The 14,490-nt window shown below is 31.4% G+C and carries 16 protein-coding genes and 1 tRNA gene; 7 read left to right on the forward strand and 10 right to left on the reverse strand.

Annotated elements, in window-relative coordinates:
* Window positions 1-12: 12 nt before the first annotated feature.
* A complete protein-coding gene (locus H3Z83_RS03740; protein ID WP_182124123.1) occupies window positions 13-1,725 on the reverse strand; it encodes a hypothetical protein in 1,713 nt (570 codons plus the stop codon).
* Between the two features lie 405 nt (window positions 1,726-2,130).
* Window positions 2,131-4,314, reverse strand: a complete 2,184-nt coding sequence (locus H3Z83_RS03745) for a glutamine synthetase III family protein (protein WP_182124124.1) — start codon at window positions 4,312-4,314, stop codon at window positions 2,131-2,133.
* 193 nt (window positions 4,315-4,507) lie between these two features.
* Here H3Z83_RS03745 and H3Z83_RS03750 point away from each other — a divergent pair, with 193 nt between their 5' ends.
* Window positions 4,508-5,524 (forward strand): glutamine synthetase beta-grasp domain-containing protein, encoded by a 1,017-nt coding sequence (locus tag H3Z83_RS03750; protein WP_182124125.1) that lies wholly within the window; start codon window positions 4,508-4,510, stop codon window positions 5,522-5,524.
* Between the two features lie 72 nt (window positions 5,525-5,596).
* On the opposite strand, the gene H3Z83_RS03755 is transcribed toward H3Z83_RS03750, so the two are convergent.
* A complete protein-coding gene (locus H3Z83_RS03755; RefSeq protein WP_182124126.1) occupies window positions 5,597-6,538 on the reverse strand; it encodes a calcium/sodium antiporter in 942 nt (313 codons plus the stop codon).
* A 520-nt stretch (window positions 6,539-7,058) separates the two neighbouring features.
* On the opposite strand from H3Z83_RS03755, the gene H3Z83_RS03760 reads away from it, so the two are divergent.
* The 6 genes from H3Z83_RS03760 (at window position 7,059) to H3Z83_RS03785 (ending at window position 10,439) form a co-directional block, all read left to right on the forward strand.
* On the forward strand, window positions 7,059-8,396 hold the full coding sequence (locus H3Z83_RS03760) for an SPFH domain-containing protein (RefSeq protein WP_182124127.1): 1,338 nt from the start codon (window positions 7,059-7,061) through the stop codon (window positions 8,394-8,396).
* A gap of 92 nt (window positions 8,397-8,488) precedes the next feature.
* Window positions 8,489-8,641 (forward strand): SsrA-binding protein, encoded by a 153-nt coding sequence (locus tag H3Z83_RS03765; RefSeq protein ID WP_182124128.1) that lies wholly within the window; start codon window positions 8,489-8,491, stop codon window positions 8,639-8,641.
* Between the two features lie 12 nt (window positions 8,642-8,653).
* Entirely contained in the window at window positions 8,654-8,881 is a 228-nt protein-coding gene (locus H3Z83_RS03770) for a putative signal transducing protein (protein ID WP_220455440.1), read from the forward strand.
* A 44-nt stretch (window positions 8,882-8,925) separates the two neighbouring features.
* Window positions 8,926-8,999 (forward strand) — tRNA-Arg (locus H3Z83_RS03775).
* A 260-nt stretch (window positions 9,000-9,259) separates the two neighbouring features.
* Window positions 9,260-9,475 (forward strand): PLDc N-terminal domain-containing protein, encoded by a 216-nt coding sequence (locus H3Z83_RS03780; RefSeq protein ID WP_182124129.1) that lies wholly within the window; start codon window positions 9,260-9,262, stop codon window positions 9,473-9,475.
* A gap of 751 nt (window positions 9,476-10,226) precedes the next feature.
* A complete protein-coding gene (locus H3Z83_RS03785; RefSeq protein ID WP_182124130.1) occupies window positions 10,227-10,439 on the forward strand; it encodes a hypothetical protein in 213 nt (70 codons plus the stop codon).
* Between the two features lie 364 nt (window positions 10,440-10,803).
* On the opposite strand, the gene H3Z83_RS03790 is transcribed toward H3Z83_RS03785, so the two are convergent.
* Genes H3Z83_RS03790 through H3Z83_RS03820 form a run of 7 tightly spaced genes read right to left on the reverse strand, consistent with a single transcriptional unit; the run spans window position 10,804 to window position 14,489 of the window.
* Window positions 10,804-11,076, reverse strand: coding sequence for a hypothetical protein (locus H3Z83_RS03790; RefSeq protein ID WP_182124131.1), 273 nt, complete (start codon window positions 11,074-11,076; stop codon window positions 10,804-10,806).
* 1 nt (window position 11,077) lies between these two features.
* A complete protein-coding gene (locus H3Z83_RS03795; RefSeq protein ID WP_182124132.1) occupies window positions 11,078-11,353 on the reverse strand; it encodes an ATP-dependent Clp protease adaptor ClpS in 276 nt (91 codons plus the stop codon).
* 5 nt (window positions 11,354-11,358) lie between these two features.
* Window positions 11,359-12,192: a 50S ribosomal protein L11 methyltransferase gene (prmA, locus tag H3Z83_RS03800; RefSeq protein ID WP_182124133.1), complete on the reverse strand. Its 834-nt coding sequence runs from the start codon at window positions 12,190-12,192 to the stop codon at window positions 11,359-11,361.
* A complete protein-coding gene (gene tpiA / locus H3Z83_RS03805) occupies window positions 12,192-12,950 on the reverse strand; it encodes a triose-phosphate isomerase (RefSeq protein ID WP_182124134.1) in 759 nt (252 codons plus the stop codon). Before tpiA ends, prmA begins: the two co-directional genes overlap by 1 nt.
* A 21-nt stretch (window positions 12,951-12,971) precedes the next feature.
* A complete protein-coding gene (locus H3Z83_RS03810; protein WP_182124135.1) occupies window positions 12,972-13,463 on the reverse strand; it encodes a TlpA family protein disulfide reductase in 492 nt (163 codons plus the stop codon).
* Between the two features lie 45 nt (window positions 13,464-13,508).
* Window positions 13,509-14,003, reverse strand: a complete 495-nt coding sequence (locus H3Z83_RS03815) for a TlpA family protein disulfide reductase (protein WP_182124136.1) — start codon at window positions 14,001-14,003, stop codon at window positions 13,509-13,511.
* 3 nt (window positions 14,004-14,006) lie between these two features.
* Window positions 14,007-14,489, reverse strand: coding sequence for a TlpA family protein disulfide reductase (locus H3Z83_RS03820; protein ID WP_182124137.1), 483 nt, complete (start codon window positions 14,487-14,489; stop codon window positions 14,007-14,009).
* Window position 14,490: the final 1 nt, after the last annotated feature.

Raw genomic sequence — 14,490 nt, forward strand, 5'->3', positions numbered from 1 at the left:
ATTTAAATTCTATTATATACCTCCACCTACTGGAGTACCTGTTTGTTGTACACAAGCTTCATTACCTCTTCCTTTTTGCGTAATACAACTAGTGTTGCTATAACCTCTTAAAGAAGTTTGCACTAAAGACGCTGAATTACCAACCCCACTTTGTATAATATCAGATTGATTAAATCCTCCTCTAGCATATTGATCTGCACAAGCTTTGTTTCCTACACCATCTTGATCAATCATAGAGTCATTATCTCCACCTCTAGCTCTTTGTAATACAGATGCTGAATTTCTTAAACCATCTTGATCAATGTCAGAATCATTATCACCAAAAAAACCAGATTGTTCTACAACTGCATTATTTCTATAACCGTCTTGATCAATATCAGAATCATTATCTCCTCTAGTACGAGCAGATTGTTTAACAGATGCTCTATTATACCTTCCTTCTTGGTCAATATCAGAGTCATTGTCTGCTGAACGACCGCTAGCACTTTGATAAACTACCCCTCTGTTTCCATAACCTTCTTGATCAATATCAGAATCATTGTCACCATCTCTAGATGCTCGTTGAATTACTGAAGCATAGTTACCTCTTCGACGCCAACCTTCTTGATCAATATCTGAATCATTATCACCTCCTGAACTAGCTCTTTGATCTACAACAGCATAATTTCTGTCATTCTCTTGATCAATATCTGAATCATTATCTGAACTACGTCCAGTCGCATATTGCTTAACTGAAGCTCTATTCAATCTACCATCCTGATCAACATCTGAATCATTATCTCCTGCTCTAGTAGCTACTTGATCTACACAAGCTCTGTTATAACTACCTTCTTGGTCAATATCTGAATCATTGTCAGAACTACGTCCAGAAGCAGTTTGCTTTACAGAAGCGAAGTTTTTAGTACCCTCTTGATCAATATCAGAATCATTATCACCACCGTAACTAGCAACTTGATCTACACAAGCTTTATTAGCAGTCCCTTCTTGGTCAATATCATCATCATTTTGTCCACCCGTAGAGCTTGACTGACTTGTATGAGCCATATTATAGTCTCCATCTTGATCAATATCGGAATCATTATCACTACCATTTTGAGTTTGCTCTGCTTTGTTATGCATTCCCTCTTGGTTAATGCTTGCATCTGACCCATTCACACCGTTTGCTCCAGATTTTTGATATTGCTTAGCATAATTCGCTTCACCATCTTGAGTTACATGAGCTTCATTATTGTCATAATATTGCTCTTGCATTGAAGTATTTTGCTTACCGCTTTGAGAAGCAGTAGCTACATTATCTTCAGCATAACCAGTCCCAACAATTTGTTGAGCATAATTTTTATACCCCATCTGAGTAACCTCTCCGGTATTTCTATCACCGTTTTGATCAATATTTGATTCATTTTTAGTTCCTCTCTGGTATACAGAAGCTTTATTTTCATGTCCGCCATCTGCAAAATTCTTTCCATCTTGATCAACTGTAGATTTGTTTCCTAAACCAACCTGTAAAACTACTCCTGAATTATCTGTACCAGTTTGATTAAGTTTGTTTGTGTTAACCTTTGTACCTCTATCATCTAAGTCTGGCCCTGTTGGTTTAACGTTACAGTCTAAACATTTAACTGGTCTTGCATTAGGTGCTTGCTTAGCTTTTTTTGCTTTAGCTGGTTCCTGAGCATAAATAGCCCCAGAAACTAAAAAAGCTAATAGTATTATTAATTTTTTCATGATAAATAATTTTAAAATACGTTTAATTAATTTCTAGCATACCATAAAAACATAAACGTTTTCACGCTTATTAATAGGGCACACAATAAAATGTAAGGGTAAAATAAAATTACTAGGGTAAAATGTAATGACTAAGGAGTGTCATCTTTTCCATTTTCATCAATCATATAAAGATTGTAGTAGAACTATATATAGTTAGCTTGTTTAAACGTAGCTAAATTACAAAAAAAAAAATCTGATTTATGTTAAAAATTAATTCACTAACGAAAACAAAGAAGCAAAAAAAACACTGAAAGTCAATGTTTTTAGTACCTTTAAATATAATTTACACTTCTAAAAATCATCAAGAAAAGGGGTTTTCCCCTTTTTTATTAAAGAAATATCTTTAGTAAAAAAGAGTGCTTGTTACCTAGTAAACAGAAGCTCTCTATACTTAGTTAGCGGCCATAAATTATCATCAACCATTAATTCTAACTTATCGCAATGATATCTGATTTCATCAAAAAATGGCTTTACTTTATTGCAATAAGCATCAGCATTTTTTTGTCCTGACAACTTATTAGCTTTTTTGCGTTCATTAGTCATTTTCTCAACTTTAGAATTGATCTCAGCAATATGGCCAGATATTTTCTGAATTAAATCGATTTGTTCTTTAGCATATTGCTCAAATCCTTTATCAAAAATTTCTTTTAATCCTTTTACATTTTCAATTAATGTATTCTGATATTGAATTGCTGTTGGTATCACATGATTTCTCGCTACATCAGCCAAAACTCTACTTTCAATCTGAATATGCTTAGAATACTCTTCTAACTCAATTTCATGACGTGCTTCTACCTCAACTTTATTCATCACATTCATTTCTTCAAAAAGCGAAATCGATTTTTTAGAAATTTTAGCCTTCAAAGCTTCAGGTGTTGTTTTATTATTACTCAATCCTCTTTTTACAGCTTCTTTCTCCCAAGCCTCTCCATACCCATCACCTTCAAATCGTATTTTTTTTGAAGCTTTAATATACTCTCTTAACACATTAAAAACAGCTTCATCTTTCTTCAAATTTTTAGCATCAACCAATTCATCAACTTCAATTTTAAATTCTTTTAATTGCTTTGCTATAATGGTATTTAAAACTGTCATTGGACCTGCACAATTAGACCAAGAACCTACCGCACGTAACTCAAATTTATTTCCTGTAAATGCAAAAGGTGATGTTCTGTTTCTATCTGTATTATCTAATAAAATCTCTGGAATTTTTCCAACTATGTTTAATTTTAAATCTGTTTTCTCTTTTGGAGATAGTTTTCCTTTGGTTACATTTTCTAGCTCATCTAAAACAGCTGATAATTGCGAACCTATAAAAACCGAAATAATTGCTGGTGGAGCTTCGTTAGCTCCTAAACGATGATCATTACTAGCACTTGCAATAGAAGCCCTTATTAACTCTTCATAATCGTGAACAGCTTTAATTGTGTTCACAAAGAATGTTAAGAATTGTAAATTCTTCATTGGCGTTTTTCCTGGACTTAATAAATTAACTCCTGTATTAGTAGACAAGCTCCAATTATTATGCTTCCCTGATCCGTTTATTCCTTCAAACGGTTTTTCGTGAAACAACACTTTAAATTGATGACGTTGTGATACTTTTTCCATCACGTCCATTAATAATGAATTATGATCTACAGCTAAATTAGCCTCTTCGAAAATAGGTGCTAATTCAAACTGATTCGGAGCTACTTCGTTATGACGCGTTTTTACAGGAACCCCTAACAACATACATTCTTGCTCTAAATCTCGCATAAAACTCATTACTCTTGTAGGAATCGACCCAAAATAATGATCATCTAATTGTTGTCCTTTTGCTGGAGAATGTCCTAATAAAGTTCTACCAGTCATCATTAAATCTGGACGAGCAGAGACCAAAGCTGTATCAATTAAAAAATATTCTTGTTCCCAGCCTAAGGTTGCATTAACCTTTGAAACATTTTTATCAAAATATTTACAAACCGCAGTTGCGGCAGTATCTACAGCCTGCAAAGCTCTTAACAACGGAGCTTTATTATCTAAAGCTTCACCCGTATATGCCACAAAAACAGTTGGAATACATAAAGTAGTACCATATATAAATGCTGGTGATGTTGGATCCCAAGCTGTATAACCTCTTGCCTCGAATGTATTTCTAATTCCTCCGTGTGGAAAGCTAGAAGCATCTGGTTCTTGCTGTACTAATTGACTACCATCAAAACGCTCCATTGCCCCTCCATCATCTATAGTTTCAAAAAAAGCATCATGTTTTTCTGCAGTTGCTCCTGTTAGCGGTTGAAACCAATGGGTGTAATGTGTTGCTCCTTTAGATAATGCCCAGTCTTTCATACTCACAGCAATCTGATCTGCAATTTTTCGATCTATTTTAGTTCCAAATTCAATTGCATCCATTACACTCTGAAAAGCTTCCTTTGTCATATACTGACGCATCGCTTGTTTGTTAAAAACGTTATTTCCAAATAACTCAGAACGTCTTCCTTTCTCCTCTATAAGAACTGGATTTCTATGTAACGTTTCTTGTAATGCATTAAATCTTAAAGTTGACATTATATATATATGGTAAAAATTCAAGGTCAAAAATACAAAACTTTAACTAAATCATAAATACCCCTAAAAAAATAGGGGTAAGATTAACTTAAAGTTAAATTTTAAACTTTTACCCCTAAAAATTTTGACACAAAACATAAAATATCCATTTTTGCACTGTATTTAATCTAAACACAATAACAAATTAAAAATCATGAGTAGATCTAAATTAGAATACATTTGGTTAGATGGTTACTATCCAACTCAAAACATGAGAAGTAAAACTAAAGTAGTTGCTGACTTTAGCGGAAAACTAGAAGATTGCCCTGTTTGGTCATTTGATGGTTCATCAACTAGACAAGCTGAAGGAGGAGATTCTGATTGCTTATTAAAACCTGTAGCTATTTACCCAGATCCTGAAAGAAGAGATGGATACTTAGTAATGACTGAAGTTTTAAATGCAGACGGAACACCACACGCATCAAACGGAAGAGCTGGTATTGATGATGATGATAACGATTTTTGGTTTGGTTTTGAACAAGAGTACTTTATTATGGACAGATCAACTTTATTACCTTTAGGATTTCCTGTAGGTGGTTATCCTGCTCCACAAGGAATGTACTACTGTTCTGTTGGAGGAAGAAATACACACGGAAGAAATTTAGTTGAAGAGCACGCTGATTTATGTATTGATGCTGGATTAATTTTTGAAGGAATCAATCAAGAAGTTGCTTCTGGACAATGGGAGTTCCAATTATTTGCAAAAGGAGCAAAAAAAGCTGGAGATGAAATTTGGGTAGCTCGTTATTTATTAGACAGATTAACTGAAAAATACGGATACTACATTGAATACCACCCAAAACCATTAGGAGACACTGACTGGAACGGTTCTGGTATGCACGCAAATTTCTCAAATACAACTTTAAGAACTTGTGGCTCTAAAGAAACTTACGAGAAAATATGTGAGTCTTTTAGACCTGTAGTAAAAGAACATATTGCTGTTTACGGAGAGTTTAACGATCAACGTTTAACTGGTAAACACGAAACAGCTTCTATTAACGATTTTAGTTACGGAGTTTCTGATAGAGGAGCATCTATCCGTATACCTATTATCACAGTAGAACAAGGATGGAAAGGTTGGTTAGAAGACCGTCGTCCTGCATCAAACGCGGATCCATACAAGGTTGCTGGTCGAATTATTGAGACCGTTAAAAGCGCCAATATAGATTAATACACACAACAACACAACTGAAAAAGCCGCTTAACTGCGGCTTTTTTTATTTTTAAAATCAACAATAGATAATTATGAAATTGTTAGATAAATGAAAGCCACATAAGCTCCCAACAAAATTATTCCGTCTTTCCAATTTAAACGTAATTTTTTTGGAAAGAACACTAAAGGAAGTACTATAAATGAAATTGCCAACATCCAATAAATATCATTATTTATCAAACTAATATCTTTAACCTGAACAGTCACAGGCGTAATCATAGAAGTAATTCCTAAAACTGCCAAAATATTAAACACATTAGAACCTATTAAATTTCCTAACGAAATTGCTTTTTCTTTTTTCATTACCGCAATAATTGAAGCCGCTAACTCAGGAATACTTGTCCCAACAGAAACTACGGTTACACCTATAACCGCATCACTTACTCCAAAATTCTCTGCCATTGTTTTAGCCCCATCAACCAACAATTCAGATCCTGCCCATAAGCCAAAACCTCCAATCGCTAAAAACAATACTATTTTATGCAATGGCAATTCTTCATCGTCTTCAGGCATTTCATCCACAACTGCTGTTTTTTGAAAGCGCAATAAATAAACTAAAAAAGCTATTAACATAGTAAACATTATCGCTCCTTCATAAAATTGAATCATTCTATCATTTACTATAAAAAAATACAGCAATACAGAAGCAATCATCATAACTGGCCAATCTGTCTTATAAAAACTTTTTTCAACTTCAATAGTTGAAAGAATAACTGTAATTCCTAAAACCAATCCTAAATTAGCAATATTAGAACCTATTACGTTACCAACTGCTAAACCTGTAGCCCCATCTAAAGCAGATTTTACACTCACTATTAATTCTGGAGCCGAAGTAGCAAAAGACACCACCGTCATTCCAATTACAATTTTCGGAATATTTAATTTTAACGACAATCCAACTGCTGCCTTTAAAAGCCAATTACCTCCAAGTACCAACAACACTAATCCTAAAACGATATACAGAATACTCATAAAATATTTTTATGCTGCGAAGATAGCTTTTTTAACATATTTATTTTTTCTAAAAAAGATACTAAAAAACGTTTAGAAAAAACATGATAATTATCAGCATAACAAGTTTTACAAAAAATCAAACTACCTTTTTTCACCACCAAAAACACACAATTTCCTTTACTTTTTAAAACAATCAAAAAAAACTCCTTTATTTTATAACACATTTAAACACCAAATAATTAATATCATTACATATTTAAATCTATTTAAAGAAGTCTATATTTCATATTAAAACAATAAATACTTTTTTAACTTCATATGTAAATTCAATTAAATTAAATTGATATAAACTATTTGGCGAGATGGTTTGAAACCTCATATATTGAAAAAACAATTCCGGAATCAACTAATATTCACTAATTAAAAACACTAAAAACTAATGATTGCTATCGCACTAAAATTAATTATTATTGCAGCCAAAATTGCTATTACTATTACACAACAATTATTTTAATCAACTATTTAAAAAAATTACACTATGCTAACATTTATCGGAATTTTATTAGTCGTTATAGGACTAACAACCATTGTATTAAATTCAATTATTAAAAACAATAAAGTTTTAAACTGGTTCACCCTGCAAAGAAGTATCCAATTTACCATCTTAGGAGTTTTAATGAGTATTATCACAGGAATGTTCTTTTACGCAGATGCAGGTACCGCTTATGCCGTACAGTACGTGTCTGGTGGAGATAAGATGATCACCACTCAAGGATTAAAGCTGAAATGGTGGGGACGAATCATTCCATTATCATATGAAATATCAATCAAAGATATTATTGTTGATGATGAAAGTGAACTACCTAAAAGTGGACAAGGAATGTACAATAGAAAATCTCAAAAATGGGAATTCAGTGACGCTATTAAAGCAGAAATCAGTACTTCTGTAATTGTTGGAGTTAACATTAATGACGAAGAAATTTTCTTGAACATGGCAGACAGAAACAGAAGTGAATCTAAATTGATTTATGGCAGGGTTTTACCAAATATTGATGCTGCTATCAAAAACACCTGTAAGCTAATGGATGCTCAAGATTATATCTCTGGACAAGCATCTGATTTTGATAGATACTTTAGAGATCAATTAGAAAACGGAATGTATCAAGTTGAGCAATACTATGAGTCTGAAAACATTAATGAAGTTGTTGGAGATACCACAACAGTTAGAAAAATTAACGTTGGAAAATCTAGCAAACAAAAGAAATTTAGAATAAAAAGAAACTCAGATGGAAGTATTATTAGAGACAATTCTAACACCTTAAAACAATATGGCTTAAAGATTTACCAAGCTCAAGTTACTGGAATCGATTGGGAAGAATCTTTTGATGAAAGATTAGACTTACAAAAGAATGAAGTTGCACAAACTCAGTTAGAAAAACAACAAGCTGAACGTGAATATTATAGAGCTAAGAAAGAAGTTGCAAAGGGTGAATCTGAAAAAGCAAAAGAACGTGCTCGTTTAGAAAAAGCGCAAATACAACAAACAATTGCTGCTGAAACGGAAGCTAAAGTTGCTGAATTCAATTTAATTAAAGAGAAAAAGCAATTTGAAGTTGAGCAATACAAAGCAAAAAGTAAAAAAGTTGCTGCTGACGCTCAATACTATGAAAATGCAAAACTAGTAAGCGCTGGTTTAACACCTCAAGAAAAAGCTGAATGGGAATACAAAACTGCTGTGGGTGTTGCGCAACAAATTAAAGACCTTCAATTACCATCAACCTATATTGAAGGAAGTAAAAACGGAAATAGTGGAAATTTACTGCAATCTTTAATTGGTGCTGAGCTTGCAAAAAAAATGATGGAAAATAAAAAGTAACCCTAACCAACTACAAAGAGTGAAGCTTTAAAAGAGCTTCACTCTTATTAACAAATTATTTTTCAGTATTTTTGATATAGAATCAACTTATAATGAAAAAACAATTATTTAAAGTTTTAGCCAAACTAAACAAGACCTTATTACCTTCTTTTACAAAAAAAGAATTGGATATCTCTAAAGCATCAAAATTTCAATTAGCAATTATTGGGTGGCGTGCTTTTGTAACAATAAACTCGTTGGATTAAAATTTTATTATTATGACTGATTACACTAAGTTTTTTACTGGGACTTCTATTTTTGTTGATAGGCTAGATTACCTACTAAAAGAGGTAAGTATTCCTACTTTAATAAAGAATCATCATAAATCTGCCATATTAAGTGGATTTGGACAATCAATGGACTCAGTTGAATTATTTATCTATACATCTGATATTGAAAAAGCTACACCAATATTAGAAAATTTTAAAAAAGAAATTTCAGAATAATTTTTCAGAACTAAAAAACATTCCTATATTTGCACCCGCAAAACGGCCTCGTGGCGCAACTGAATAGCGCACTTGATTACGGCTCAAGAGGTTACAGGTTTGAATCCTGTCGAGGTCACAACTTTTTTACAAAAAAAACCCTAAGTAACTGATACTTAGGGTTTTTTATTGCTCAAAATAGAGGTCATGCGCTACAACACCACGAAAACACAATCAACTGTTTTTCAACAAATTAAAGATTCAACAAACAATAAAAAAGCGATTTATTACCCAAAAACTTCCCAATAAAAAGTTTACTTTTTTTTCAATATTCTTATCATAATATTTTTTGAAAAAAATTAAAAACTACAGTTATTTTAAAATCTCTATTTTTGACTCATGGAACCAGCAAACCCAATATTCGTATTAACTCTACTAGTTTTAGGATTTTCATCTATGATTATCACTATTACTGGAATTATTAAAATTCTAAAAAATGATTTTAAAGGTGAAAAAGTAACTTGGATTCTCATTCTCATGATTGCTTTTATTGGTCCTATTCTTTATTTACTAAAAGGAAGAAAATTAATTGTAAAAAAGAATAAAGCTGTTTAACTACCGATTTATCTATACTTGAATCATGAATTCATCTAAAGCCATTAAATTTTTATTAGCCTTAATTATCACTTTATCCAGCATTACTTTTTTGTTTCTTTTCATAAAGCAATATTTAAGTAATGAATTAAGCGCAATTATAGTCTTATTGTTAACTCTTACTATATTCAAGAAACTTGCAGGTAAAATTTAAAACCTACTCAATTTTTTGCTCTATGCTAGAAATAAAATCTATTATCATAACTATAGTTGTTTTTATTATTGCATTTTTACTGACCGATCTACTAAAAAAGAAGAGAGACAATTATTAACTACATTTTTTTTTATATTTAACTCATGGATAACCTTCTTGATTTTATTTATAATATTTTAGACTTCTTTTTTTCGCCACCTGAATCTTTACCCAGAAAAAAGAAGAAACGCAAAAATTGATTACACTTATTTTGAAAAAAACCAAACCCTGCTTCCCAACCACTTCCCGAAATAAAACTTAAACAACTAATAAACAGATGATTAATCCAATCAAAATAGTACTATCGAGGTCACAAAAGCTTATCTTAATTGATGATCTTTTTTCATATATAAATATAGAAAAACAACCTCTTCCAATCACTTTAACAGACTTTTACTTTTTACACAATTGAAAAATCTAAAGTTATTTTTACGGCTTTCACTTACTTATTTTACGGTTTTTTAAACCTACTTCACCAATTAACTACTTAATATTGAAAAAACTTAAAAACTATAAATTATGTTAGAAAACATTTCAAGCTTAGGAACAGTTTTATGCAAAACTGAACAAGAAATCATTAATGGTGGCGGATACGGTAAAGTTACTTGCGCTGATGGCTCTTCATTTAGTGCAACTGCAGAATCAATGGACTCAGTAGTTACTGGTGGTGATCGTTGGTGTCGTGATCGTGGGGGGGCTAGTAATTATCTATATGTAGGTGAATTACAATAACCTCAAATCATTTTATTGAAATAAAAAGCTCATCTTAATTGATGAGCTTTTTTTATTTCTACAACAATACATGTTTCATATAATAGAAAAGACCTTGAAACTTAATCCAAGGCCTTTCCGTCTAACCAAACTTAGTATAAAAACTAACTACTACTATTTTAATCTCTTAAAATAAAGCTCCTCTTTTCGTATCACATTCTACTTACTAGGAGAAGCTTATATATTCACTTTAAGGGTAATTCTCTTATTTAATTAGCAAACATTTAAAACTCTTATTGTTCGCTTACATTATTATGACACCATTTTTTTTAATCGGTCACATAAAAACAAAAAAAAACTCAAAAAAAGTTATTTTTTGAGTTTTTTAATATAAATATTTTCTTAAAAAAATTCGGTGTTCTGGTATTGACTTATCATAACTCTCTACCAAAAGCTCTAGTATTTCTGGGGGGTTCACCCCTATTTCTTTTTTTGACTTGTATTTTGAAACATACAAATTAAAATCATCATTATTTTTTTCAAAAATTAAAAAATGTTGCTCATTTAAAACTGAAAAACAAATTTGGTCTCCTGAAAAAGCACCCGATTCATCTTTTTTAAATTCAGAAAAACCGTAATATCTAAAAACGTTTTCCATATTAAACGATCTCAGCAGATAAACCTAATTGTAATAACTTAGAACATTTAGGCTCTAAATCTTTATACTCTCCTGTTTTTACAGCACATTTACCTTTATAATGCACCAAAATAGTACACTGCTCAGCTTGTTCTAATGTATGATCACAAACACTTACCAAACTATCAATTACAAAATCAAACGTATTTACATCATCATTATGTAAAACAATTTCATACTTTCTTGTTTCTTGAATCAAAACATCTAGCTCTTCCTGTATTTTTTCAATCGTACTCATTTACTCTATTTTTGATATTGCAAAGCTACCCAATTATTTCTTTCGATGGTTTTATTTAATGTTAAACCATATTTCGACACTTCTGCATCTATAATTGGAATGTCTTCACTATAAAATCCACTTAATAATAAAACTCCGTTTTCATTTAAGCAACTTGTATAAATACTCATATCACCTAACAAAATATTTCGATTAATATTTGCGATGATTATATCGTATTTTTTATCTTTTAAAAGTGAAGATTCACCTTCGTATACTGATATATTTTTACAATTATTTCTCTGAACATTTTCTACCGAATTTTCATAACACCAAGCATCAATATCAATAGCATCGATAGGATTTGCTCCTTTCATTTCAGCAAAAATTGCTAAAATTCCAGTTCCACACCCCATATCTAACACCTTTTTATTCTCAACATCTAAATTAATTAAATGCTGCACCATCATATGTGTAGTCTCGTGATGACCTGTACCAAAACTCATTTTTGGCTCTATTACGATATCGTATTTTAAATTCGGGTTTTCATGAAAAGGCGCTCTTATACTTACTAAATCATCAACTTGAATTGGGTTAAAATTCTTTTCCCATTCAGCATTCCAATTGGTTTGCTCGATCTCTTTATGAGTGAAATCAATTTTAAATTCTTCTGATTTTAAAGCAAAAACATTTGCTAAAACGTCTTGACTCCAATCTTGTTTCTGAATATAAGCAGTAACTCCATTATCATTTTCCACAAAGCTTTCAAAACCTACCATACCTAACTCTGCAATTAAAATTTCGGTTGCTGGTTCTTTTGGACTTACCTCGAAATTATATTCTATATAAATATTATCCATTAAATTGATTTAATAATCGCTAAAAAATCTTCAGCCTTTAAAGCTGCCCCACCTATTAAACCTCCATCAACATCTTGCTTAGAAAAAATTTCTTTTGCGTTTGCTGGTTTTACGCTACCTCCGTATAAAATTGAAATTTCATTAGCCACAGTAGCTCCATACTCTTTAGTCATGATTTCTCTAACAAATGCATGCATTTCTTGCGCCTGCTCTGGAGAAGCGGTTTCTCCTGTTCCTATTGCCCAAACTGGTTCATAAGCTAAAACAATTTTAGAAAAGTCTTCTTTTTTAAGATGAAACAGTCCTTTTTTCAACTGACTTTCAACAACATTAAAATGATTACCCGACTTTCTATCTTCTAATAATTCTCCGAAACAAAAAATAATTTCTAAATTATTCTCTAACGCAGCATCAACTTTTTCAGCTAATAATGCATCAGACTCTCCAAAATATTCTCTCCTTTCAGAATGCCCTAGAATAACAATATCCACTCCTATATCAGTTAACATATCAGCCGACACCTCTCCTGTAAATGCACCGCTTTTTGACTGATGCATATTCTGAGCCGCAACTTCTATACTCGACTTTTTAGTTCTTTTTATTGCAGTATTTAAATTAACAAAACTAGGAGCTATAATCACCCTAGTATTATCATTTAAACCATCTTTTACTCCTTTCTTAATTCCTTTAATAAGCTTTTTAGCTTCATCAAGGTTTTTATTCATCTTCCAGTTACCTGCAACGATTTTTTGTCTCACTATATTTTATTTTTGATTTTATTATTCTTTTAATGCAGCAGCAATTCTTGGATCTCCTGGTTCGGTTGCACTTGCCAACGAAACAATACCCAATTCATTAACTACCATATAACTTGGAATATCTTTAATTCCTAAGCTAGAAGCAAAACCTCCTTTTAGAGCTGTTGGTAAGAAATAATGTTGTCCTTCTATATTAAAGAATCTTTCAATTCCTTTTTTCCATTGTGGAATTGTTTTATCTATTGATAAAAAGATAAAAACCACATCTGGATTCTCTGCTTTTAATTTTTTAACTGTTGGTATTCCTGAAATACATTCACTACACCATGAAGCACAAACTTCAATCATCATCTTTTTCCCTTTATTCTTTTCAAGAATCCCTTTAAATGTCGTTGGGCTTTCATCAATGGTTAAAAACTGTTCATTTAAAGCTTCTAATGGAAAAGCTGATGGTTTTTCTGTGTTACAAGACACTAAAAAAACGAATACTAATGCATAAATTACTCTTTTCATCTAAATGTTATTTAAGGGATTAAATAATTTTATAGCTAAAATACGTTATTTTTTTTCTAAGCTATTGATAATTGATTCATCGGTTGCTTTTGTTGCGTTAAATACAACGATTTTTCCTTGTTCATCTATAACCAAATAACGAGGAATCCAATTTAAGCCTAAAAAATTACCAAAAGCACCTTTCCATCCTGATTGCATAAAATAATGCTGTCCTTTTATTTTTAATCGCTCAACTCCAGCTTTCCATGATTCTAAATCTCTATCTAGCGACAAAAACACATAACTGATTTCTGGGTTTTCTTCTTGTATCTTTTTTACATCTGGTAAACTTTGTAAACAATCGGTACACCAAGACGCCCAAACATCAATTAAAATTTTCTTTCCCTTATTTTCACTTAAAATTTCACTGAATGTAGTTTCATCATTATTCATGGAAATAAAAACATCATTTAATGCTTCTTTTGAAAACTCAGTTTCATTTTTAACTGAACAATTCAATAATAACAATCCTACAAATAATACTATTACACTTTTTTTCATCTTTTAATCTATCTTGTTTTTTAACCTATCTGAAACACTTGATGATTTATAAAGTAAAATTTTTCCGTTTTTATCTAAAATCAAAAACCTTGGGATTGTTTTTAGTTTTAAAAATTCTCCCAACTGACCTTTTCCTTTCTTTGGAATATAATAATGATTTCCTTTTACTTTAATATCTTCAAGTCCTCTTTTCCAGTCGTGATAAGAGTGATCTACTGACAAAAAAATGTAGTTTATTTCTGAGTTTTCTTTTTGAAAAGCAATTACATCATCAAAACTATCTTGACTTACCGGGCAGTAGGTAGCAAATATTTGAATAAAAGTTTTCTTACCTTTATTATTTTTTAAAATTTCACTTAAAGTAATAGGCTCTCTATTTAACGTTAACAATTCTTCGTTTAAAGCTTCAGAATTAAAATTCTTAGGCTGAAAAACCGCACAACTACTTAACAATATTACTCCAACAAAAAACAATAAAAATCTCATA

It is taken from the genome of Tenacibaculum pelagium (assembly GCF_014062345.1).
Lineage (GTDB): Bacteria > Bacteroidota > Bacteroidia > Flavobacteriales > Flavobacteriaceae > Polaribacter > Polaribacter pelagius.

Coding starts and splice junctions, on each gene's coding strand:
- H3Z83_RS03740 (WP_182124123.1), bottom strand. CDS start 1,725: ATGAAAAAATTAATAATACTATTAGCTTTTTTAGTTTCTGGGGCTATT.
- H3Z83_RS03745 (WP_182124124.1), bottom strand. CDS start 4,314: ATGTCAACTTTAAGATTTAATGCATTACAAGAAACGTTACATAGAAAT.
- H3Z83_RS03750 (WP_182124125.1), top strand. CDS start 4,508: ATGAGTAGATCTAAATTAGAATACATTTGGTTAGATGGTTACTATCCA.
- H3Z83_RS03755 (WP_182124126.1), bottom strand. CDS start 6,538: ATGAGTATTCTGTATATCGTTTTAGGATTAGTGTTGTTGGTACTTGGA.
- H3Z83_RS03760 (WP_182124127.1), top strand. CDS start 7,059: ATGCTAACATTTATCGGAATTTTATTAGTCGTTATAGGACTAACAACC.
- H3Z83_RS03765 (WP_182124128.1), top strand. CDS start 8,489: ATGAAAAAACAATTATTTAAAGTTTTAGCCAAACTAAACAAGACCTTA.
- H3Z83_RS03770 (WP_220455440.1), top strand. CDS start 8,654: ATGACTGATTACACTAAGTTTTTTACTGGGACTTCTATTTTTGTTGAT.
- H3Z83_RS03780 (WP_182124129.1), top strand. CDS start 9,260: ATGGAACCAGCAAACCCAATATTCGTATTAACTCTACTAGTTTTAGGA.
- H3Z83_RS03785 (WP_182124130.1), top strand. CDS start 10,227: ATGTTAGAAAACATTTCAAGCTTAGGAACAGTTTTATGCAAAACTGAA.
- H3Z83_RS03790 (WP_182124131.1), bottom strand. CDS start 11,076: ATGGAAAACGTTTTTAGATATTACGGTTTTTCTGAATTTAAAAAAGAT.
- H3Z83_RS03795 (WP_182124132.1), bottom strand. CDS start 11,353: ATGAGTACGATTGAAAAAATACAGGAAGAGCTAGATGTTTTGATTCAA.
- prmA (WP_182124133.1), bottom strand. CDS start 12,192: ATGGATAATATTTATATAGAATATAATTTCGAGGTAAGTCCAAAAGAA.
- H3Z83_RS03810 (WP_182124135.1), bottom strand. CDS start 13,463: ATGAAAAGAGTAATTTATGCATTAGTATTCGTTTTTTTAGTGTCTTGT.
- H3Z83_RS03815 (WP_182124136.1), bottom strand. CDS start 14,003: ATGAAAAAAAGTGTAATAGTATTATTTGTAGGATTGTTATTATTGAAT.
- H3Z83_RS03820 (WP_182124137.1), bottom strand. CDS start 14,489: ATGAGATTTTTATTGTTTTTTGTTGGAGTAATATTGTTAAGTAGTTGT.